The organism is Peribacillus simplex (assembly GCF_900156045.1).
Classification (GTDB): Bacteria; Bacillota; Bacilli; order Bacillales; family DSM-1321; genus Peribacillus; species Peribacillus simplex_D.
This window is the reverse complement of sequence record NZ_FTMX01000001.1, coordinates 813,348-833,852: the sequence shown is the minus strand read 5'-3', so window position 1 is coordinate 833,852 and position 20,505 is coordinate 813,348. Positions and strand designations below refer to the sequence as shown.

Genomic DNA, 20,505 nt, shown 5'->3' with positions numbered 1-20,505 from the left:
TACTTGGTAAATAGCAACAAAGTATGCGAAAACAGCCTAAATAAAAAAGGAACCCCTGAACAGGTTCCTTTTTAAGATGCCCGCATCTCATTTGGTCTGAGTGAACATGCTTTGCATCATTTTATCCCTGAACATTGGCATATCCAAGGATTTAGTCACTAGAAATCTTCTCAGCATGCCGTTGGACAGCGCAACATTTACCAGGCGGTACCGGTTTTGGTAACCTGCATAAACAACTAAACCAACCAAGAAGATTTGAATAATTAATCGAAGCATAACAATCCCTCCTATCAATAGTTTGATACAGGACAGGATTTTTATGAGCTAAAAGTGATATTTAATAAACTTCTTCTTAATGGGCGTACGTGCGTATAACCCTGGATGGGGTAATGAGTTTGCCGACCGCTATATCATGTACCTCTATCGGGAGTTCATCCATTAATTGAAGCTCGTATGTAAGTGCCAATGTATCTCCCCGGTAATAGGATAGGAAACGGTCATAATAGCCCCCGCCAAAGCCTAGGCGATACCCTTCTTTGGTAAAAGCAAGACCTGGCACGATCATTGCATCCAATTCCTCTTTGCGAACCTTGGCTGTTTCAGCCACTGGTTCTAGCAATCCGTAATAAACAGACTCCAGCTGATTGAAGGACGAAATTTTTTTGAATTCCATTGTCTTTTTTTCAGGATCACATTTTGGTACAGCCACTTCTTTTCCTTCACTCCATGCTTGTTCGATGATCCGTACCGTTGGAACTTCAGGCGGAATGGAGATGGTAATGCCAATTGTTTCAGCTTTTTTCCATTCCTCCAGAGAAAATAAGTTTACAGCGATTCTGTTCGATAGTTCTTCATGTTCCTCTTTAGTCAGCTCCATTAAACGGGACCTAACTTCTTGACGGAGCTTATTCTTGTTTTCTCTCATCTCTTCCGACTCCTTTAGTCTACTTCTATCATTATCTCATAATATTTGTTCTTTTTCGAAAATACGGTGTCGGAAATCGCCGAATCATTAGTGCTTTCTGAAAAAAATATTCACTAAAGGAAAGTGAGAAAGAAGGAAATAAAAAAAACAACAGGAAAAATCCTGTTGCTTACTTTGTTTCACGGTGAGTCGTGCTGCGTTTTTCTCTTGAGCAGTATTTTTTAAGCTCAAGACGGTCTGGATTGTTACGTTTATTTTTTTTAGAAATGTAGTTACGGTCTCCACATTCAGTGCAAGCTAATGTAATATTCACGCGCATTGTGTATTTCCCTCCAAACATATTGACATTTTCACATAGGACTTTTCTATAATATCATTATTCAATGTGAATTGCTAGTATGTTTTTTGGGAAATCCAACATTAACTTTTTGGATTTTTAATTGTTTACGTTTTGCATCGTCAGGAGGAGCTGATTATTTATAACTTTCGCTTCTTCTTTCGTTTCTGCATGAATGACCCAAGCCACAGCTTCCACGCATTCTTTCGGTAAGATATCCGTCTCTAACGTAAACACGCTGGTAACTTCCCCTTTGGCAAGCGGTGAATAAGCCAGGAGTCCTTCTTTCAATGATTTGAAGCACCCTTCTTGATAAAGGCTTCCCTTACCTTGGATGCAATATTGGGAGATGCTTTTTCCTTTCACCAATCCACCCAATAAGGCAATCGATTGAGGGGCTACATGTAAAATCGCCCGTTCATTCGGGCTGTAAAAGGCCACTGCCTGCCTCTCGAAAGCGTTTTCATAGTGAAAAAACACTTTAGGGCGCTTAGTCTCGAATGAGGTATTCCTAATCGTGAACTTCGAAAAGGTCACCTGCCCTTGGGTATATGTTTGTGAAAGTGTCCGGATCTCTCCATTAGGATGACTCATCATATCTTCCTCAGGATACCAATCAAAACTCTCATCCATCCATAGCCCAGCCTTTAATCCCTTACGAAATAAATCCTGGTTATCCTGCGGCATATACGCGAATAGCGAATTCATAATAATCATCCCTTTCCCTTTATTTATCCTTATATAACTTATCGTTAGGCGCTGACAGTGAAACAATCCACTTTAGAATCTGCACACCATTTTCTTATAGTTCAACCAATTTTTAACTATTCAAAATATTTTGTTTTTTCGATTTATTCTATCTTTATGTTAGCACTGAATTGGCTGATGGACAATAAACACTTTTTGTCGAATTTTATGTATGTTATCTCTCAAAGGTTTTTTTCCCATTTTAATACCTATTTTTTTTCTTTAACGTCGGACATAAGGCTTTTCGACAATGTTTTTAAAAAAACAGACAATAAATGAAGTATACGGCCCACATTGAATATGAAAATCTCCAATTTTTTAAAAATATGTGTAAAATATAAGTATATTGTCGAAATTTATCTTCTGAGGTGAAAACATGGAAACACTTATCATCCTTCTTTTTTCATTAGCGATCGTCCTTCTCATCATATCCTTTTTCGGTAAAGATAAAGTTGCCAAGTTAGAAGAAGATATAGAACAGATGACACTAACGTATATGCAGGATATCCACCAATTAAAGAAGAAGGTGAAGATTCTTGAAGAGGAATTCATTATCCAGGACGACATTATTCCCCCTATAAAGGATAAATCAACTTCCAATTCCAATGATATCGAAACCATTCATGAAATTCTAAAAAGCCAGGTTCTGTCTTTATATAGTCAAGGTCTTTCTTTGGAGCAGATCGCCAGACAATCCTCGTTAACGAAGGAACAGACCATTTCAGTGATCGAGCAACAAAGATTGCGGGGTGAATGAAAATGAACAAAGCAAGACTGCAAGGTCTTTCCGCCGGTATCATTTTTACAACAACAATCTTTGCCGGCTTTTATTATGGAACCGGATTATCCGAAGGCACCACTCCTACTCCGGAGGAAGCTAAAGTGAACGCCCAACCAAAGAATCCGGATAAGGATCCAATGGAGAAAGAGGCTTCGAAAAAAGAGCCTTCCATCGTCACCTATTCAATTAAAGTGAAAACGAATATGACCACAACAGAAATTGCCGATAGCCTTTACAAAGAAAAAATCATCGATGATGCTGCTGAATTCGAAGCTTACATGAATGACCGTGATTTCTCAAAAAAAATACAAATCGGCGAGTTTGTTGTTACGAATAATATGACATATAGACAATTGGCCAATACTTTGACCCATTAATGAATAAGAGAGACTTTTAAATGGACGATGTCCGAGAAAAAGCCTCTCTTTTTTTAAATTGGGATGGTATCATTCATTCCTGCTGATATATCTCCCTCTTACCAGGAAGTAAATATTCTCTGCGATATTCGTTGTATGGTCCGCTGTCCTTTCCAAATATCGAGCAATTAAGGAAAGCTGTGTAACCTGCTGCAGGTTTTTTTCATCTGAAAGGCGAAGGAGACTTCGAATCATATCTCCATAAAAGCGATCAACCTCATCATCCATTTCAATGATTTCTCTTGAAAGAACAACATCTTCCTTCTCAAATGCTTCTATTGAAAGTTGAATCATTTTTAATGTAATATCATGCATCTGCTTTAAAGGTGTTAAAGGCAGAATAAATGGCTGGTCACCGATCCGGATGGATGCTTTAGCGATATTCACACCAAAGTCCGCCATCCTTTCAATATCCGAGGCGATTTTTATGGCAGCAATGATACGCCTTAAATCAATCGCAACCGGCTGTTGCTTAGCAATCAGTAAAATCGCAAAGTCATTGATTTCCTCTTCCAGTAAATCAGCTATTGTATCATCATCGATAACTTCAAGAGCATCATCTACATTATTGTTTTCTAATGCGACATATGATTTTGATATGGCACCTGAAGCTAAATTAGCCAATTTCACGATTTTCTCCTGTAGCTCTTTCAATTGAAGCTCGAAATTTTCACGAACGATCATTTTCGCATCTCCCTTTCTCTTTAACCGAAGCGCCCGGTAATGTAATCTTCTGTTCTTTTATCATTCGGATTAGAGAAGATGGTGTTTGTATCAGAATATTCGATGACTTCCCCATTTAAGAAGAAGGCTGTTCTATCAGAGATACGTGCTGCCTGCTGCATGTTATGGGTAACGATGATGATGCTGAAATCCTTTTTCAGTTCTTGGACCAATTCTTCTATTTTCAAAGTGGATATCGGATCAAGGGCAGAAGTCGGTTCATCCATTAATATGACATCCGGTTCGATTGCCAAACATCTGGCAATACAAAGGCGCTGTTGCTGTCCACCTGAAAGTCCATATGCATTTTCATGAAGACGGTCTTTCACCTCATCCCAAATGGCTGCCCCTTTTAAACTCTTTTCAACGATCTCATCAAGAATTTTTTTATTTTTAATTCCATGGATTTTTGGTCCGTATACAACATTTTCATAAATTGATTTCGGGAAGGGATTAGGCTTTTGGAATACCATCCCCACCTGTGTCCGTAAATCTTCCACCTTATAGGACTGATCGAGGATATTCCTGTTCCTATATTTAATCTGTCCTGTCGTTTTCACATCCGGGACTAGTTCTATCATACGGTTCAATGTTTTGATGTATGTGGATTTCCCACATCCTGAAGGCCCGATGATGGCGGTCACTTCATTTTGATGCATATCCAGATTAATATTTTTCAAAGCATGGTTTTCTCCATACCATAAATTGAGATTGGATGTTTCATACACCTTTTCCTTCAAGGCAGCTGATCCGACATTTTCGATCCCGATTGCCGATGACTCTTTTTCTCTCGTTAAGGTCATATTCACGCTTCCTTCCTCCTATCAGTATCTTTTCTGGAATTTATTTCGAATTATAACCGCTATTGAATTCATGATTATTAACAGGATGAGTAATACGATGATTCCCGCGGCAGCAACCTGCTGGAATTCCTCCTGCGGACGAGATGTCCAATTATAGATTTGCATTGGCAGCACCGTAAATGTATCCATGAACGATTGTGGTAAAAAGGCAATGAACATTGGTATGCCAACCACCACCAATGGAGCCGTTTCACCGATTGCCCGTGACAAAGCAAGTATTCCTCCAGTTAAAATGCCAGGTACCGCAGCCGGCAGGACCACTTTCAATATGGTTTGCCACTTTGTTGCACCCATTCCAAATGAAGCTTCTCTTAAATCACGAGGTACGGCACGTATGGCCTCTTGGGCAGCTACTATGATGACCGGGAGAACGAGCAGGCTCATGGTCAAGCCTGCTGCCAATATGGACCGGTCCAAGGCTAGAGCACGAACGAAAACCGTTAAGCCCAGCAGTCCAAATACAATTGAGGGGACACCTGCCAGATTGGAAATATTCACTTTGATAAAAGTGGTGATCCAATTCTTCCTGGCATATTCCTCTAAATAAATGGCCGTTCCAACACCAAGCAGCAGGGAAACTGGAGCCACCACTACCATCAACCATATTGAACCGATCAGTGCTGCTTTTATACCAGCCTCTTCAGGTTTCCTTGAAGCGAAATTCTGAAGGAAATCCCCATTCAGACTGCCAATTCCTTGAGTGAATATCCGATAAAATAAGATGGCCAATACGAGGAGGCCAACCAATGTTGCCAAGAAGAATAATCCTTTAAAAATCGTGTTAACAGCCAGCCTAGCAGGCATTTTTTTTGCAACATGACTTTTGTTTATCAGTTTCATGTCTTAATATTCCTCCCTGAACTTGCGAGAGATGAACTGCGCCAGTAAATTCATGACAAGCGTAAAGACGAACAGTGTCATTCCAACCGCATATATGCTGTAGTAAATCGTTGTCCCGTATCCTGCATCCCCCGAACTGACCTGAACGATATAAGCGGTCATCGTTTGAATCGATGACGTGACATCCATGCTCATATTTGGTGTCGAGCCACCGGCAACGCTCACAATCATGGTTTCCCCGATCGCTCTTGATAAAGCAAGGACGATGGATGCCACAATTCCTGAAATGGCTGCTGGCAATACCACTTTAATTGTCGTTTCGAGTTTCGTTGCTCCTAAAGCATACGCACCTTCGCGAATCGACTTAGGTACCGATACAAGGGCATCTTCCGACAATGAGGCTATCATCGGCATGATCATGATACCTACAACGATTCCTGGACTCAGGGCATTGAACATGTCAAGGGAAGGAAATAAATCCCGCAAAACCGGTGTTACAAAAGTTAAGGCAAAAAAGCCGTAAACGATAGTAGGAATCCCAGCTAAAACTTCTAAAATCGGCTTGATGATTCTCCGTGTTTTCTCTGATGCATATTCACTCAAGAAAATGGCTGTTGCAAGTCCTACCGGAACTGCAACCACCGCTGCTATGACTGTTATCTTCAACGTTCCAACGATAAGAGGCATAATCCCAAAGGAAGGTGTAGATGCAAATGGCAGCCATTTAGCTTCCGTAAAAAATTCGACGATGGAAACTCTGTCAAAAAAGATGAATGTTTCAAAAATAAGGGTCAGTATGATCCCGATTGTAGTAAAAACGGAAATTGCCGCCGTAAGGAACAAAAGCTTAGGTATGACTTTTTCCATATTGATTTTTTTCTTACTTTTCTTTTCTAGAATCATTTGCTGTACAGAATAGGTTTCTGTTTTTCTAAGTTCCAACTTGCATCCTCCATTTCAGACACGCAATATTTGGATTTACAAGCTGTTACCCCCGCCTTAATCGAGTCAAGGCGGGATTTAAATAGCCTGTAATATCGTTTATTTTTCCAGTTCTTTTAATTTATCAAGATCTTTCTGGTACTCTTCTTCAGGCAGGCTGATATAACCCACTTCTTCTGCAAGCTCTCCTGCATTCTCAATGACGAATTGAGTATAATCTGCGACTTGTTCTTTTTCAGCTACCGACTTATTAGCTACATATGTGTAAAGTGGACGTGATAATGGTGCATACTCCCCACTTTTAATCGTTTCATGCGTTGGCTCAACAGCACCTTTGCCGTTATCGATGGAAATGATCTTTAACTTATCCTTATTTTCAGCATAGTAGGCATAACCGAAGAATCCGATCGCATTTTTATCACCTTCTACACCTTGTACAAGAACGTTATCATCTTCTGAAAGCGTAGCATTTTCCACCATCGGTTTTTCTTCAAGGATCACTTCATTGAAATAATCATATGTTCCTGAATCTGTTCCCGGAGAGTAGAATTTAATTTCTTCGTTCGGCCATTCAGGACGTATATCAGACCATTTCTTCACCTTTCCATTATCAACCCACAGTTTTTGAAGTTCTTCGACTGTTAGTGAATCGATGAATTCATTATCTTTATTGGCGACGATTGATATCCCGTCAAATGCCAGTTTCAATTCTGTATATTTAACTCCCTTTTCATCAAGTAAGGCACTTTCTTCTTCTTTCACCGGGCGGGATGCATTGGCTAGGTCCGTATCACCAGCGATGAATTTCTTGAATCCCCCACCTGTTCCTGACGATCCCACTGAAACCTTCACATCAGGCTGTGTAGCCATATATTCTTCTGCAACTGCCTCCATGATTGGAAAGACCGTTGAAGAACCATCCGTAATAACTTCGCCCTTGAGTTGATCTGAAGCCGCTTCATTTCCTTTACCGCTGTTTGAAGTATCATTTGATCCACATCCAGCTGCCACTGCGATTACTCCACCCATTACTGCGGTCATAGCCATAAATTTGAAACGTCTCATTTGTAAATCCCCCTAAGAATTTTATATGAATATTTTGTCCTACTATCACATCATACTTTCAGACTGTAAATTCCGTTTAAAGCATTTGTAAATGTTCAGTAAATAATTGTGTGTTATTTGTAAAGACGAAGGAACAGTACTGATCTCGTTCTTAAAACACAAAAAAACACGTTTTCGGTTTACCCGAAAACGTGTTTTAACCTTTTATTCATTTTCCTGGCTTTCCCTAACTTCTGCCTGATCCTTTTGAACGTCTTTACCATTCTCCACCTTCAAATCAGTCGAGGTTTCGGTATTTTCCTTCTTAGCCCGTTCTTTTTTCAGTTCGAAATAAGTATCCATAATTTCTTCACCTATCTCTTTACTCATGCTGTGGCCTGAATGTCCTTGGTATGCCCACGGAACAACGACCGCAAAAGCGACCTCCGGATTTTTGGCTGGGGCATAGCCAACAAGCGTAATGTTCATCGTTTCTTGGGGCTCGCTATAATCCAACCGGTTCGGGCCATCATAGAATGCTTCCGCCGTCCCGGTTTTAGCTGCCACTGTATACGATTTATTCCCAAAATAGGTATAAGCCGTTCCGCCTTGTTCCATCGCAACTTTATCAAAACCGCTCTGAACACGTTCAATCCACTCTTCCTTCATATCAAGACGATTAAGGACAGTCGGTGAAACGTCTTCGGCAACAGGTCCCAATTCCTCATTATTATCAACCGGATCGCGGATTTCCTTAACCATATGCGGCTTCATGCGGTTACCGCCATTCGCAATGGTTGAAACATATTGCACGAGCTGCATTGGTGTGTACGTATCATACTGTCCGATAGCAAGGTCAAGCAGTTTACCAGGAGATGCGTCGGAACCTTTGAACCCGCTCATTTCATTAGGTAAATCAATCCCCGTGCGGACACCCAAGCCAAACTGGGCAAATGAATTCCGCATGGTCGAAAAGGCGCTTGAACTAATATTCAACGGTTCATTCGGCACATAATGCGCACCTGCAATATTTATTGCCGTCCTGAACATATAAACGTTCGAAGATACTTTCAATGCGGTCAAATCATTAATGTTCCCGAAGTCACTATATGAACCTTTGGCTGGTGTACCTTTGATTTTCAGCTTCGTATCATAAAAGTAGGTACCCGGCTGGATCGCACCTTGCTGATAACCGGTTAAAACGGTAGCCCCTTTGACTGCAGATCCCATTGTATAGGAAGTCGTGATATTTCCCAATGCGAAGTCCTCAATCGAGGATTTCCCCGTTTTAGGGTCCTTCTCATATTTCTTCCCAGCCATCGTTAATACTTCCCCTGTATCGGGATCCATCATGACGACAAAGGCCCTGTCCAAGAATTTGGTGTTACCCATTTTTTTCTTGGCAATCAATTGCTTTTCAATGATTTCCTCTGTTGCAAGCTGTAAATCCATATCAACTGTCAATATAAGATCTTTTCCTCGCGAACCTTCGGTAACCACTTCGGAATCGACGACATTTCCTGATTTATCGGTCACATTCCTTACTTTCGCTTTCTGCCCTTGGAGGATATCTTCATATTGCGCCTCAATATAACTCTTACCTACACGGTCATTCCGGCTGTAATCACGTGCAAGGTAGTAGTTCAGGCTTTCACTGGGCAACCCTTCTTCAGATGAGGAAACTTTACCCAATACAGATTTAAGTGTTTTATTATATGTATAAAAACGATCCCAATCTGTAGATACATCGACCCCTGGAAGAGAATCAAGGTTTTCACTCACCTTGGCGAATTCTTCTTTTGTTACTTTCTTGTTTTTCACAATTTGCGGGGTAAGGGCATATCCGCTAGCAAATTCCCTGTAGATGGCAAGGACTTCCAGATCTTTTTCTGAAAGATTAATTTCATCTAAAGTTATCCGATCAAGCTGAAGCTTATACAAATCACTTTCTTCCATCTCGCCCTCTGCCACTTTTTTCCGTTCTTTATCCGTAATCTTTTTCTCGGCCAGCTTTGGATTTTTCAAAATCCAAAAATCCTTTTTATCGCGCTCAGTCACTTTGTTTGTTTCCTTTTCGATCAACTTCGCGAGTTTCTCAGCCGTTTCCACCATTTCTGTTTGTTTCGTACCTTGCTTTCGTGTATATGTAATTGCATCCAGTGGTTGGTTATCGACCATCAATTTTAAATTCCGGTCATACATTTTCCCACGGGGCACCGAATTATTCACGGTCACTTCCTCTGTTCTTTCAATCTCACGCCGGTAATCATCACCATAAACAATCTGTACAACACCCAAGCGTAAAATTAAAGCGGAAAACAAAACAAACACTAAAAAGAAAAGAATATTCAATCTGAAAGGCACATGCGTCTTTTTCTTTTTCTTTTTATTCACACTAAGCCACACATCCTTTTTACATAGTCATAATAGGTCCTATACTATTCTATAGAACATTTATATTTTTTTCTACCTTAGTGTTCTAGAAATATTAAACATCTAACGAACTTTACATAAAAAGTGACTTACGGCTCATAAATTTTAAAACCGTAAGTCATGTATATTGAAAAGAGGCCTCTAAGGCCTCTTTTCAATCTTGGTCAATGATATCGATTTTCCGTACAAACCAATATATCACGGTATGCCCTGCACCGACGATTAACAGATAAATCGGCAGTAATTGCTTTAGGTCGAATAACATGACGGAAAGTATGAATCCTGATATGGATACAATCCTTCCAATATGAACGAACAGTTCCCTGACAACGATATATTCAATCCTCATTTCCGCTGCTTTCCAAGCGCGTCCTATAATGTCATAAGTCAATGATATATAAGGGACCAAAAGAATAGGATAAGCGGTAGCGACAATTGCCCCATAAATGAGAAGCTTCCCGAATGTGATATCAAATGCAATCAATAAGACACCTGCATACAACAGGATTCCTCCAATAAGAATTGCTTTTTTTCGCATCGGCTGCTTTATATACCGTGAAGCAAAAAAATACGCAACGAATGATATGGCCGAATTTAACAGACCATAGCTCCCTAATGCAAGTTCACTATCCGTCTGAATGAAAACGGTAATCGAAATGATGAACATGAATGTGCCCTCTCGTATCCCTTGAAAAAAGTGAGCACGAGTAATTAAGAGCCAATTCCGATTATTTTTCCGTTCCTGCAATATCCGAAGGAAACAGTATCTGCCATGCGCTGGACGTCTTTTTAACGAAAAGCTAAGAAACACCGCAACGGAAAACAAAAGCAAAGACAATCCGAATACAATGGAATAACCCGTGAATTTTTCTAGCCTCGAAATGATGAACCCTGAAAGAATCGGACCGACCATTCCCCCAAGTGATGATAAAATCCCTAAAAAACCATTGAAGAAATCCCTTGTTTCCGGTTCAGTTATCTCAAAAGTCAATACATTATAGGCAAGCCAATAAAACCCATAACCGATTCCTAACAGTCCTCCAAGCAACCAAAGGAAATCCGTAGCCCGTGTGCCGACCAATAGGACCGATAAATAAAATAGGGCCAAAAAGATAACACCCAGACGCAAAACAATGATTCGATCAACCTTTTTCGCCAGCCTGCCAGCAAAGACAAAAGTAAGCGGTTGAAAAAGCACCACGGTTAGATTATATACGGCAATATCAACTATTTGACCGGATTGTTTCCACAAGTACACATTAACGAATGTATTGGATAAAGCAATACTTAGGCTGTACAGCCCGCCAATAAACAAAAGGAGGTGCAAATCCTTCTTCCCTCCCGCTTCACCCAACCATCTCTCTAAAATACCCATTGTTTTAACTCTCCTTTAAATTCCACTCTAGTGTTTGAAAAAACAAAAGAATTTATGTAAAAAAAGGTAAAGAAAACTCTTCGACTGGCGAAGACAGAGAAGTAGTTGCACTTACACTGTTTTCCCTAAAGGCTTTTTCTTTTAATCAAGAACAGTGTAAAGAAAACTCTTCGACTGGCGAAGACAGAGAAGTAGTTGCACTTACACTGTTTTCTTTAAAGGCTTTTTCTCTTTAATTAAGAACAGTGTAAAGATAACTCTTCGATTGGCGAAGACAGAGAAGTAGTTGCCCTTACACTGTTTTCTTTAAAGGCTTTTTCTCTTTAATCAAGAACAGTGTAAAGAAAACTCTTCGACTGGCGAAGACAGAGAAGTAGTTGCCCTTACACTGTTTTCTTTAAAGGCTTTTTCTCTTTAATTAAGAACAGTGTAAAGAAAACTCTTCGACTGGCGAAGACAGAGAAGTAGTTGCACTTACACTGTTTTCCCTAAAGGCTTTTTCTTTTAATCAAGAACAGTGTAAAGAAAACTCTTCGACTGGCGAAGACAGGATGGCGAAGACAGAGAAGTAGTTGCCCTTACACTGTTTTCTTTAAAGGCTTTTTCTCTTTAATTAAGAACAGTGTAAAGATAACTCTTCGATTGGCGAAGACAGAGAAGTAGTTGCCCTTACACTGTTTTCTTTAAAGGCTTTTTCTCTTTAATCAAGAACAGTGTAAAGAAAAACTCTTCGATTGGCGGAGACAGAGAAGTAGTTGCAATTAAACTGTTTTCCTTAAAGGCTTTTTCTCTTAAATCAAGAACAGTGTAAAGAAAACTCTTCGACTGGCGAATACAGAGAAGCAGTTGCCCTTACACTGTTTTCCTTAAAGGCTTTTTCTCTTTAATCAAGAACAGTGTAAAGAAAACTCTTCGATTGGCGGAGTCGAAGGGGATATTCATGAATTTTGAGTGTTTACTCGTGAATTCGATGCTTTTACTCGTGAATTTCGGGCTTTTACTCGTGAGTTTTGAGCTTTTACTCGTGAATTTTGAGCTTTTACTCGTGAATTTGTGCGTTTCTCGTATATTTGCAGCTTTTACTCGTTAATTTCTTTCACTTCTTTTGGCGAAACAGCCATACGAGTTGCCTTAATATTGTTTTTCTTTAATGTTCCCGTTCGGATAAAAGAAACAAAAAAAAGACAGGATTCCTTTTCACAAAAGGAATCCTGTCTTTTTTAATTACAAATTATTTTGCAGCACTGTAACGTTTTGCAACTTCATCCCAGTTTACAACATTCCAGAAAGAATTGATGTATTCAGGACGGCGGTTTTGGTAGTTTAAGTAGTAAGCATGTTCCCAAACGTCCAATCCAAGAATCGGTGTTTTACCTTCTGATAGTGGATTGTCTTGGTTCGGTGTGCTTGTTACTTCCAACTCGCCGTTGTTGACTGCAAGCCAAGCCCAGCCAGATCCAAAACGAGTAGTAGCAGCTTTAGCGAACTCTTCTTTAAAGCTGTCAAAGCTTCCGAATTTTGAAGTGATAGCATCCGCTAATTCACCAGTTGGTTGTCCGCCGCCGTTAGGTGAAAGGATTTCCCAGAATAAAGTGTGGTTAGCATGTCCGCCACCATTGTTGCGTACAGCTGTACGAGCAGCTTCAGGTACTGCGTCAAGGTTAGCGACGATTTCTTCAACGCTTTTGCTTAGAAGTTCTTGGTTGCCTTCTAGCGCATTGTTCAGGTTTGTCACATATGTGTTGTGATGTTTAGTGTGGTGAATGTTCATTGTTTCTTTGTCGATGTGCGGTTCTAATGCATCATATGCATACGGTAATTGTGGAAGTTCAAAAGCCATAATAAAATTCCTCCCTATGTAAGCTGTTTTTTTGAGGGCTTCAGTTCTCGAAAGATACCTAAAGCTCGCTAGCAATAGAGTATCAAATTTTTGTAACCGTTTCAAACCTTATGCCTCAATTTTTCATTTTATTTCCTATGAGAATACCACGAATATAAAATATCCAATCATCAGAAGTTGAATGATGCCTTTTGTGATTACGCTGCTTATAAAGCCTACCACGGAACCAAGGCCGATTTTTGAAGCAGTAACCGGGTCTTTTTTATGTACTATTATCTCAGCCAGGAATGCCCCGATGAATGGCCCTATTAGTATACCGACGAACGGAATCACGAATGGCCCGACCAGCAGCCCGATCGTACTGCCCCAAATTCCCGCTTTCGTGCCGCCATACTTTTTGACCCCGACCATGTTCGCAATATAATCGGCTGCGAATAAAAGGATGACGAATAATATTTGGACCGTCCAGAAAAACCAGCCAAATGGTTCAAAAGAATAAAATAGTCCATATAACAATATTCCGCCGAAAATGAACAAAACACTTGGGATGATTGGAAAAATCAGACCGACAAATCCCATTATGAACATGAGGGTAATTATCACCCAAAATAGTGTATCCATAACTAAAACGCCCCTTTCTCATTTCATTTATAATTTGACTTTATCTCTCCATAATTACCTCATTGCTGATGGTTGAAACCAATGAAGCGGAATACAGGTTGTTTTATTTTTCCCATATAGTTAAAATTGGTAAGGAATCTTATATAGTTAGGTGCTGAAAACATTGAACATATTCAAACAACTGTGGGTAAGCTTATATTCTCCTAAAGATATCGCTTCCTTTCAAAACCAAGGTATCGGGAAAACGATTTTATTCGTCTTCTTTATAAGTCTCATCGCCTTTCTCCCTTCAGCTTTTTATTTCGGTACAATGGTAGCTGACGGGATAGATGCCATGCACGAAACCGTATCCGAAGACTTACCGCCATTTGAAATCAAAAATGGCACGTTGACGACTGAAAAAGATGAGCCATTTAGCCTGAATAAAAACGGATATCAAATTTTTGTAGATGGTACGGGAGCCTTGACCCCGGAAGAAGTAGCAGCAAAAGCTGATGAGGCTGTCGCGCTTTTAAAGTCTGATCTGGTTTTCGTATCCGGAGGCAACGTGCAATCCTCTCCATATTCAGTTCTGGAGGGAGATAATCAGGAAATATCCACATGGCTTGATTCAGTGGAATCTGTACTGCCGATCATCCTTCCATTGCTTCTACTTATATTATACCTGTTTACTGCTAGCGGAATCTTCATTAAAGTGACAATCCTTGCCGCATTCGGTCTTTTTTTCAAAAATGCTCTTGGCCGTCCTCTTTCCTATAGGCATCTTTGGAGAATCGGTGCATACAGCATAACGCTTGCCACCATATTCTTCACCATCATGGATGCTTTTCAAGCAATTGTACCATTCGCTTCCATCATTAGCTGGTTTGTGACATTGATGATGCTATATTTATCCATTAAAGAAACATCAGCCAATAAGATCGGAAATTGACATTAAAAAGATTCGAACCCAGACTGTAGGCAAACTCGATGAGAATCAAGTTTGCCTACAGTCTTTTATGGATTTGTATAATCCTAACGTTGATTGGAACGTAGGACACTCACTCCAATCGACTTTGTTTTAAAATTTAGATGGAACCCCATTTGTCTGCAAATTGAGATTCGCCACCTTGCTAAAAAATAAAATCGGGTATTCATGCCTTCCCCTCATATGACTACAGTCATCATTTTTTTATATCTACTTAATTCGACAAAATACTCACCAAGTTATTCCTATACTTATGGTTGAAATAGTATTTAAGAGGTGATAGACATGAAGGAGAGTCATATTGATGTACAGTGGTTGTTACTCATAATTGAGGCAAAAAAGATTGGTCTGACCCCAAAGGAAATTCGCTCCTTTCTTAGCACACATTCAAATAATAAGGATATTACTCAGCCGGAATAGAAAATTTGATTGGTCCCTCTCACATTCCATTTGAAAAATCGCCCATTTTTAGGCATATTTTTTGCCCCCTCCAAGTATGATGAATTAAAGACAAGCTTGGGAGGATGGAAAATTGAAACGGCTACTGCTTTTTATCTCATTCTGTTTCACTTTATTTATTATTTATTTTGATTTGACAACGGGTACCCTGCCGGCTTCCCATCCACCGGCCTCTACAAACGAAACGGCCGTGCCGGCCAGCCAGCCTGCATCCGCACCATCTGCCGCTTATAAAGAAATCACCATGAAACCCGGGGATACCTTACTCTCCATCGTTGAAACGGAAAAAGGCGGGTCCAATCAGCCAATCGAAACGATCATCGCTGATTTTCAAAGTTTGAATGAAGGTTTGAAGCCCGAAAATATGCAGATTGGCAAAACATATAAGATTCCCGTTTATAAATAACGGTCAAAAGGATCTGCGCTCCCAATTAAAGGGATTTCCAAGCACCAGGTATATCCTGAAATAGGAAATGTCTCATATTGAAAAAAGTTTATGCGTCCTATTTCCTTGTCAAGCGGTATGTACATTGATACAATATTTCAGAGAAGCAAATTAAAAATCAAAACTGATTTTTTCCTAAAGGAGAGAATTCCACTTGAGTGAAATCATACATCGCACCAAGACGCGGCCAATTAAAGTCGGAAACTTAACGATTGGCGGCAATAATGAAGTTATCGTACAAAGCATGACAACGACAAAAACACATGATGTTGAAGCAACTGTTGCAGAAATCCTTCGTCTTGAAGAAGCGGGATGTCAAATCGTACGTGTCGCCTGTCCAGATGAAAGGGCAGCTGATGCAATCTCTGAGATAAAAAAACGGATAAACATCCCTCTTGTAGTCGATATCCATTTCGATTACAAACTTGCTCTGAAGGCCATTGAAGGCGGAGCCGATAAAATCAGGATAAATCCTGGTAATATCGGACGCCGTGAAAAGGTTGAAGCAGTCGTGAAAGCTGCAAAGGCTAAAGGAATCCCAATCCGCATCGGGGTAAATGCCGGTTCCCTCGAGAAGAAAATCATCGAGAAATATGGCTTCCCGACAGCAGATGGAATGGTGGAAAGTGCTTTACACCATATCAAGATCCTGGAAGACCTCGATTTTCATGACATTATCGTTTCCATGAAGGCTTCCGATGTCAATTTAGCCATCGAAGCATATGAAAAAGCTTCAAAAGCATTCGATTATCCTTTACATCTTGGGATCACGGAATCAGGGACACTGTTCTCCGGGACCGTAAAAAGCGCTGCCGGCTTGGGTGCCATCCTAAGCCAAGGGATCGGGAGCACGATGCGTGTTTCCTTAAGTGCCGACCCTGTCGAAGAGGTGAAGGTGGCAAGGGAGCTTCTAAAAGTATTTGGCCTTGCTTCTAACATGGCCACTTTAATTTCCTGCCCTACTTGCGGTCGAATCGAGATTGATTTGATTTCCATCGCCAATGAAGTTGAAGAGTACATCCAGACGGTTAAAGCACCAATCAAGGTATCAGTGCTTGGTTGTGCAGTAAACGGTCCTGGAGAAGCCCGTGAGGCTGATATCGGCATTGCCGGGGCCCGAGGTGAAGGTTTACTGTTTAGAAAAGGTCAAATCGTACGTAAAGTGCCTGAAGAGACGATGGTCGAGGAACTGAAAAAGGAAATTGACAAAATCGCTGAAGAGTACTATGAAAAACAAAGAGCCGAAGCTGCTGTTGCAGCTACACTAAATAAATAAGACAAAAAAATCCCGAATTATCATTCGGGATTTTTTTGTCTTATTTGAAAAACCCTTTGATGCATAATGACATCAAAGGGTTTAATGATGCTAAAAGAACGGCAGGATGAATATGGCAACGATAATGGAGACTGCACCTATGCCGATGGCCCAAGTACCCAGGTTCGATCCTCGGCTTCTGGCCACTATTCCTACAATGATCCCTGCAATCCCTAAAATGAAAGGCATCATGAATAACGATAAAATGGAGATGATCAATGCTATGACACCAATCGCTTTTCCTCTTGATGCCACCTCCCCCGAACCATTATCCTCTGCAGGCTCATCATTTCTATATGACCTGATTCGCTGAGGTGGTGTAGAAATCTCGGCAGACGTTTCTTCCTGATACCGATTATCCATATTGGTTATGGCCCCACGATTCTCATATCGTCTGTCTTCTTCAGGTGCATCTTCATTATAATATCGCTCATGATGCTGATCATCCACAACGGATGGTTCATTGCTCTCTTTCGCCAATTGCATTTCATCGTCAATACTGGAGTATTGATCTTTTTCCATTCGCGCATCCCTCACTTTCGTTTGTGAAGCATTTATAGTGTATGTAAAAATTGCAGGAACCATCGTGAAAATGGTTTCATGTCTTGGAAATAAATACGGGTTTTTACCAAAGCTATGAAGGGATATGTTACACTATTACAAGTATTGAAAATGAGGAGAGATTCATCATGAAAAAACGTTTTGGCATCGATATAGACGGGACTGTCACAAGACCTGATTCCATGGTCCCCTTTTTAAATAAAGCTTTTCAGCTGAATTTAGCTTATGAAGACATTACCGAATATGACTTATTTCCTTTCGTGAATGTTCCAAAAGAGGATTTCACTAAATGGTTCATTGAGACCGAGCCACTCATCTATTCCGAATCCTTATTGGCTGATGGTGCGAAAGATGTATTGGAAAAATGGACAGAACAAGCCAACCTTTATTTCATCAGTGCCAGGAGCACCCGTCTATTGGATGTAACGAAAAATTGGTTCACGACTAATCAAGTCCTTTATGATCATATAGAACTTGTAGGTTCACACGATAAGATTGCTGCAGCCAAAAAATTCGAAGTCGATCTCTTTTTAGAGGACAAGCATGATAACGCAGTGGCGATATCGGAAGAGTGTAAAATCCCCGTGATTTTATTTAATACCCCCTACAACCAAGATCCCGTGCCTGAAAGGGTGATTCGGGTCAACAATTGGCAAGAAGCCTCAGCCTGGGTGAATAATTGGATGTCAGGGAAAGTGGCAAGTATAAAATAAGAAAAGAAAAAACCATTGACTGGAGGTCAATGGTTTTTATGCTTCCAAAGATACACTGCATGCGGGACAGCGACCGTAAATTTCAAATTTATGCCCCGAAACATCGTAGTCCTTCAAGCTTTCCTGAAGTTCCTGCATCGGGCACAGTTCGATTTCTTTCGTTTTTCCACAATTCAAACAGATGAAGTGGTGATGGTGGGAAGAATGACCGCATGTAAAACGAAAACGCTTTTCCCCTTCCAACTCAGTCGCTTCAAAGATGCCCAGTTCGACAAATAAGGAAAGGTTCCTATAAATCGTATCGAAGCTTAACCCTGGATAATCCTGTTTCATATTCTCCAATACATCTTTGGCCGTTAAATATTTATCACTGGAAGAGAAAAGCTGAAGCATTTCTTCCCTCTTTCCTGTATGCTTAAAACCTTTATCTTTTAAAAGTTGCATGGCAGTAGTTACGTTCAAAATACATCACCCCATCTATCGATTTTTCCACTTATCAAACAAAATTGACAAGATGAGAATTAGTACAGCTATTATTACAATGGTCCCACCAGGAGCAAGGTCAAGGTTGTATGATAAGAATAATCCGCCAATGACAGAAACTTCACCGAATAATACCGAATAACCAATCATCTGCTTAAAGCCCTTCGCAAAGCGGAGACTAGCTGCTACCGGGAGCGTCATGAGCGAAGAAACAAGTAATATGCCAATGATTTTCATGGAAGCCGCAATGACCAATGCAACCATGACAATAAAAATGAAATGAATCGCTTTATAAGGTATTCCAGACGCTTTGGCATGCTCTTCATCAAAAGATAACAGAAATAATTCTTTATACAATAAGGTAAGCATCAATGCAACGACTAACCCCACTGCCAAAATGACATACAGGTCCGCTCGGCTGACGGCACTGACACTGCCGAATAAATAACCATATAAATCGGTATTGAAACCATCTGCAATGGATATGAAAATGACACTAAGACCCATGCCGCCGGACATTATGATCGGGATTGCAAGCTCTTGGTAATGCTTGTACACCCCTCTTAATTTTTCAATGAATAATGAACCACCTACAGAAAACGCCATTCCAATATAAAGTGGATTCAATCCTGCTAAAGATAGAAAGCTCTTCTGCAGCAATAAACTAAACGCTATACCCGCAAGCGCTACATGACTAAGCGCATCGGAAATCATCGACATCCGCCTTACCACGACAAAAACGCCCACTAATGGCGCAATCGCTCCGATGATGATTCCGGTCAAGAATGCGTTCTGCAAAAATTCAAATTGCAATATCCCCGATATCATTGGGCTATCCTCCAAAACATATTAATGATCATGATTTAAAAATTGGACCCCATGTCCATAAATGGACGAGAGCTCACCTTCATCCAATTCATTATATTCACGGGCATCCCCATGAAAATGAAGTTGTTTATTCAAGCAGGCAACGTGTGTGACTTTATCGGTCACAGTACCAACATCATGGGTTACTAAAATCAGGGTTATTCCTAATTTTTTATTCAACATCTCAAGCATTTCATAAAATTGATTGACGTTTTTTGAATCAACGCCAACCGTGGGTTCATCCAATATCATCAATTCCGGTTCGCTGACCAGTGAACGGGCAATGAATACCCTTTGCTGTTGGCCTCCGGACAATTCCCCGATATTACGGTTCTGATATTCAAGCATATCCACGGATTCCAGAGCCTTCTTCACCTTTTGCTTATCCTCTTTGCCTGCAAACTTAAACAAGCCAATTTTTTTGGTCAAACCGCTCTGAACCACTTCAAAAACAGTGGCAGGGAATCCTGAGTTGAAGGAATTCGCCTTTTGGGAAACGAACCCGACCTTTTGCCAATCTCTAAAGCGTCGTATGTCTTCCCCGAATATTTCAATTTTGCCCTTTTGAAGCTTAAACAGACCAAGCAGCAACTTCAAAAGCGTTGACTTACCGGACCCATTTGGCCCGACGATAGCTAAGAAGGCCCCTCTGGGAATTTCAAGTGAAACATGTTCCAGCACTAGATCTTTTGTATATTTGTAAGATATATCTTCAAATTTAACTATGGGGTTTACTACATTATCCAAAGAGATCACCTATTTTTTAAGAATCATTACGATTAACAATCGTTAGTATAAATCAAAGAAC

General features: G+C 40.4%; 24 protein-coding genes. 7 read left to right on the top strand and 17 right to left on the bottom strand.

The window, feature by feature from the left end; all coding sequences use genetic code 11:
- Positions 1 to 87 precede the first annotated feature (87 nt).
- From BW986_RS03995 to BW986_RS03980, 4 genes are all read right to left on the bottom strand, one after another.
- Entirely contained in the window at positions 88 to 276 is a 189-nt protein-coding gene (locus tag BW986_RS03995; protein ID WP_076365303.1) for a hypothetical protein, read from the bottom strand.
- Positions 277 to 352: 76 nt separating this feature from the next.
- The gene (locus BW986_RS03990; protein WP_076365301.1) at positions 353 to 925 is read right to left on the bottom strand and encodes a 5-formyltetrahydrofolate cyclo-ligase; all 573 of its coding nucleotides are present in this window, start codon (positions 923 to 925) and stop codon (positions 353 to 355) included.
- A gap of 169 nt (positions 926 to 1,094) precedes the next feature.
- Positions 1,095 to 1,244, bottom strand: coding sequence for a 50S ribosomal protein L33 (rpmG, locus tag BW986_RS03985; protein WP_028391797.1), 150 nt, complete (start codon positions 1,242 to 1,244; stop codon positions 1,095 to 1,097).
- Between the two features lie 117 nt (positions 1,245 to 1,361).
- Complete coding sequence (locus BW986_RS03980) at positions 1,362 to 1,970, bottom strand: hypothetical protein (protein WP_076365299.1); 609 nt, start codon at positions 1,968 to 1,970, stop codon at positions 1,362 to 1,364.
- A gap of 415 nt (positions 1,971 to 2,385) precedes the next feature.
- Between BW986_RS03980 and BW986_RS03975 the strand changes: the two genes are divergently transcribed.
- Positions 2,386 to 2,766 carry a hypothetical protein gene (locus BW986_RS03975; RefSeq protein ID WP_076365297.1) on the top strand — a complete coding sequence of 127 codons (381 nt, stop codon included), beginning with the start codon at positions 2,386 to 2,388 and terminating at the stop codon, positions 2,764 to 2,766.
- Positions 2,767 to 2,768: 2 nt separating this feature from the next.
- A complete protein-coding gene (locus BW986_RS03970) occupies positions 2,769 to 3,167 on the top strand; it encodes an endolytic transglycosylase MltG (protein WP_076365295.1) in 399 nt (132 codons plus the stop codon).
- Positions 3,168 to 3,236: 69 nt separating this feature from the next.
- Here BW986_RS03970 and phoU read toward each other — a convergent pair whose 3' ends face one another.
- The 9 genes from phoU to BW986_RS03925 form a co-directional block, all read right to left on the bottom strand.
- A complete protein-coding gene (gene phoU / locus BW986_RS03965) occupies positions 3,237 to 3,890 on the bottom strand; it encodes a phosphate signaling complex protein PhoU (RefSeq protein WP_076365293.1) in 654 nt (217 codons plus the stop codon).
- Positions 3,891 to 3,910: 20 nt separating this feature from the next.
- Positions 3,911 to 4,732 carry a phosphate ABC transporter ATP-binding protein PstB gene (gene pstB, locus BW986_RS03960; protein ID WP_076366297.1) on the bottom strand — a complete coding sequence of 274 codons (822 nt, stop codon included), beginning with the start codon at positions 4,730 to 4,732 and terminating at the stop codon, positions 3,911 to 3,913.
- A 21-nt stretch (positions 4,733 to 4,753) separates the two neighbouring features.
- A complete protein-coding gene (pstA, locus tag BW986_RS03955; RefSeq protein WP_076365291.1) occupies positions 4,754 to 5,632 on the bottom strand; it encodes a phosphate ABC transporter permease PstA in 879 nt (292 codons plus the stop codon).
- 3 nt (positions 5,633 to 5,635) lie between these two features.
- Positions 5,636 to 6,535 (bottom strand): phosphate ABC transporter permease subunit PstC, encoded by a 900-nt coding sequence (gene pstC / locus BW986_RS03950; protein ID WP_076366295.1) that lies wholly within the window; start codon positions 6,533 to 6,535, stop codon positions 5,636 to 5,638.
- A 138-nt stretch (positions 6,536 to 6,673) separates the two neighbouring features.
- The gene (locus BW986_RS03945; RefSeq protein WP_076365289.1) at positions 6,674 to 7,639 is read right to left on the bottom strand and encodes a PstS family phosphate ABC transporter substrate-binding protein; all 966 of its coding nucleotides are present in this window, start codon (positions 7,637 to 7,639) and stop codon (positions 6,674 to 6,676) included.
- Positions 7,640 to 7,843: 204 nt separating this feature from the next.
- Complete coding sequence (locus BW986_RS03940; protein WP_076365287.1) at positions 7,844 to 10,012, bottom strand: peptidoglycan D,D-transpeptidase FtsI family protein; 2,169 nt, start codon at positions 10,010 to 10,012, stop codon at positions 7,844 to 7,846.
- Positions 10,013 to 10,205: 193 nt separating this feature from the next.
- Positions 10,206 to 11,426 (bottom strand): MFS transporter, encoded by a 1,221-nt coding sequence (locus BW986_RS03935; RefSeq protein ID WP_076365285.1) that lies wholly within the window; start codon positions 11,424 to 11,426, stop codon positions 10,206 to 10,208.
- A gap of 1,231 nt (positions 11,427 to 12,657) precedes the next feature.
- A complete protein-coding gene (gene sodA, locus BW986_RS03930) occupies positions 12,658 to 13,266 on the bottom strand; it encodes a superoxide dismutase SodA (RefSeq protein WP_076365283.1) in 609 nt (202 codons plus the stop codon).
- 135 nt (positions 13,267 to 13,401) lie between these two features.
- Positions 13,402 to 13,887: a DUF456 domain-containing protein gene (locus BW986_RS03925; RefSeq protein ID WP_076365281.1), complete on the bottom strand. Its 486-nt coding sequence runs from the start codon at positions 13,885 to 13,887 to the stop codon at positions 13,402 to 13,404.
- A 163-nt stretch (positions 13,888 to 14,050) separates the two neighbouring features.
- Between BW986_RS03925 and BW986_RS03920 the strand changes: the two genes are divergently transcribed.
- From BW986_RS03920 to ispG, 4 genes are all read left to right on the top strand, one after another.
- Complete coding sequence (locus tag BW986_RS03920) at positions 14,051 to 14,818, top strand: DUF1189 domain-containing protein (RefSeq protein ID WP_076365279.1); 768 nt, start codon at positions 14,051 to 14,053, stop codon at positions 14,816 to 14,818.
- Positions 14,819 to 15,139: 321 nt separating this feature from the next.
- Entirely contained in the window at positions 15,140 to 15,274 is a 135-nt protein-coding gene (locus BW986_RS31185) for an anti-repressor SinI family protein (protein WP_142244522.1), read from the top strand.
- 112 nt (positions 15,275 to 15,386) lie between these two features.
- On the top strand, positions 15,387 to 15,719 hold the full coding sequence (locus tag BW986_RS03910; protein WP_076365277.1) for a LysM domain-containing protein: 333 nt from the start codon (positions 15,387 to 15,389) through the stop codon (positions 15,717 to 15,719).
- Positions 15,720 to 15,921: 202 nt separating this feature from the next.
- Entirely contained in the window at positions 15,922 to 17,034 is a 1,113-nt protein-coding gene (gene ispG / locus BW986_RS03905) for a flavodoxin-dependent (E)-4-hydroxy-3-methylbut-2-enyl-diphosphate synthase (RefSeq protein ID WP_185116925.1), read from the top strand.
- Between the two features lie 90 nt (positions 17,035 to 17,124).
- Here the strand turns inward: ispG and BW986_RS03900 are convergent, their stop codons facing one another.
- On the bottom strand, positions 17,125 to 17,595 hold the full coding sequence (locus BW986_RS03900; RefSeq protein WP_260320729.1) for a DUF308 domain-containing protein: 471 nt from the start codon (positions 17,593 to 17,595) through the stop codon (positions 17,125 to 17,127).
- A gap of 167 nt (positions 17,596 to 17,762) precedes the next feature.
- On the opposite strand from BW986_RS03900, the gene BW986_RS03895 reads away from it, so the two are divergent.
- The gene (locus BW986_RS03895; protein ID WP_076365274.1) at positions 17,763 to 18,347 is read left to right on the top strand and encodes a 5' nucleotidase, NT5C type; all 585 of its coding nucleotides are present in this window, start codon (positions 17,763 to 17,765) and stop codon (positions 18,345 to 18,347) included.
- A 36-nt stretch (positions 18,348 to 18,383) separates the two neighbouring features.
- On the opposite strand, the gene BW986_RS03890 is transcribed toward BW986_RS03895, so the two are convergent.
- Genes BW986_RS03890 through BW986_RS03880 form a run of 3 tightly spaced genes read right to left on the bottom strand, consistent with a single transcriptional unit; the run spans position 18,384 to position 20,444 of the window.
- The gene (locus BW986_RS03890; protein WP_034308449.1) at positions 18,384 to 18,809 is read right to left on the bottom strand and encodes a Fur family transcriptional regulator; all 426 of its coding nucleotides are present in this window, start codon (positions 18,807 to 18,809) and stop codon (positions 18,384 to 18,386) included.
- 15 nt (positions 18,810 to 18,824) lie between these two features.
- Positions 18,825 to 19,658 carry a metal ABC transporter permease gene (locus tag BW986_RS03885; RefSeq protein WP_034308452.1) on the bottom strand — a complete coding sequence of 278 codons (834 nt, stop codon included), beginning with the start codon at positions 19,656 to 19,658 and terminating at the stop codon, positions 18,825 to 18,827.
- Positions 19,659 to 19,679: 21 nt separating this feature from the next.
- Positions 19,680 to 20,444, bottom strand: coding sequence for a metal ABC transporter ATP-binding protein (locus BW986_RS03880; RefSeq protein WP_076365272.1), 765 nt, complete (start codon positions 20,442 to 20,444; stop codon positions 19,680 to 19,682).
- Between the last annotated feature and the right edge of the window lie 61 nt (positions 20,445 to 20,505).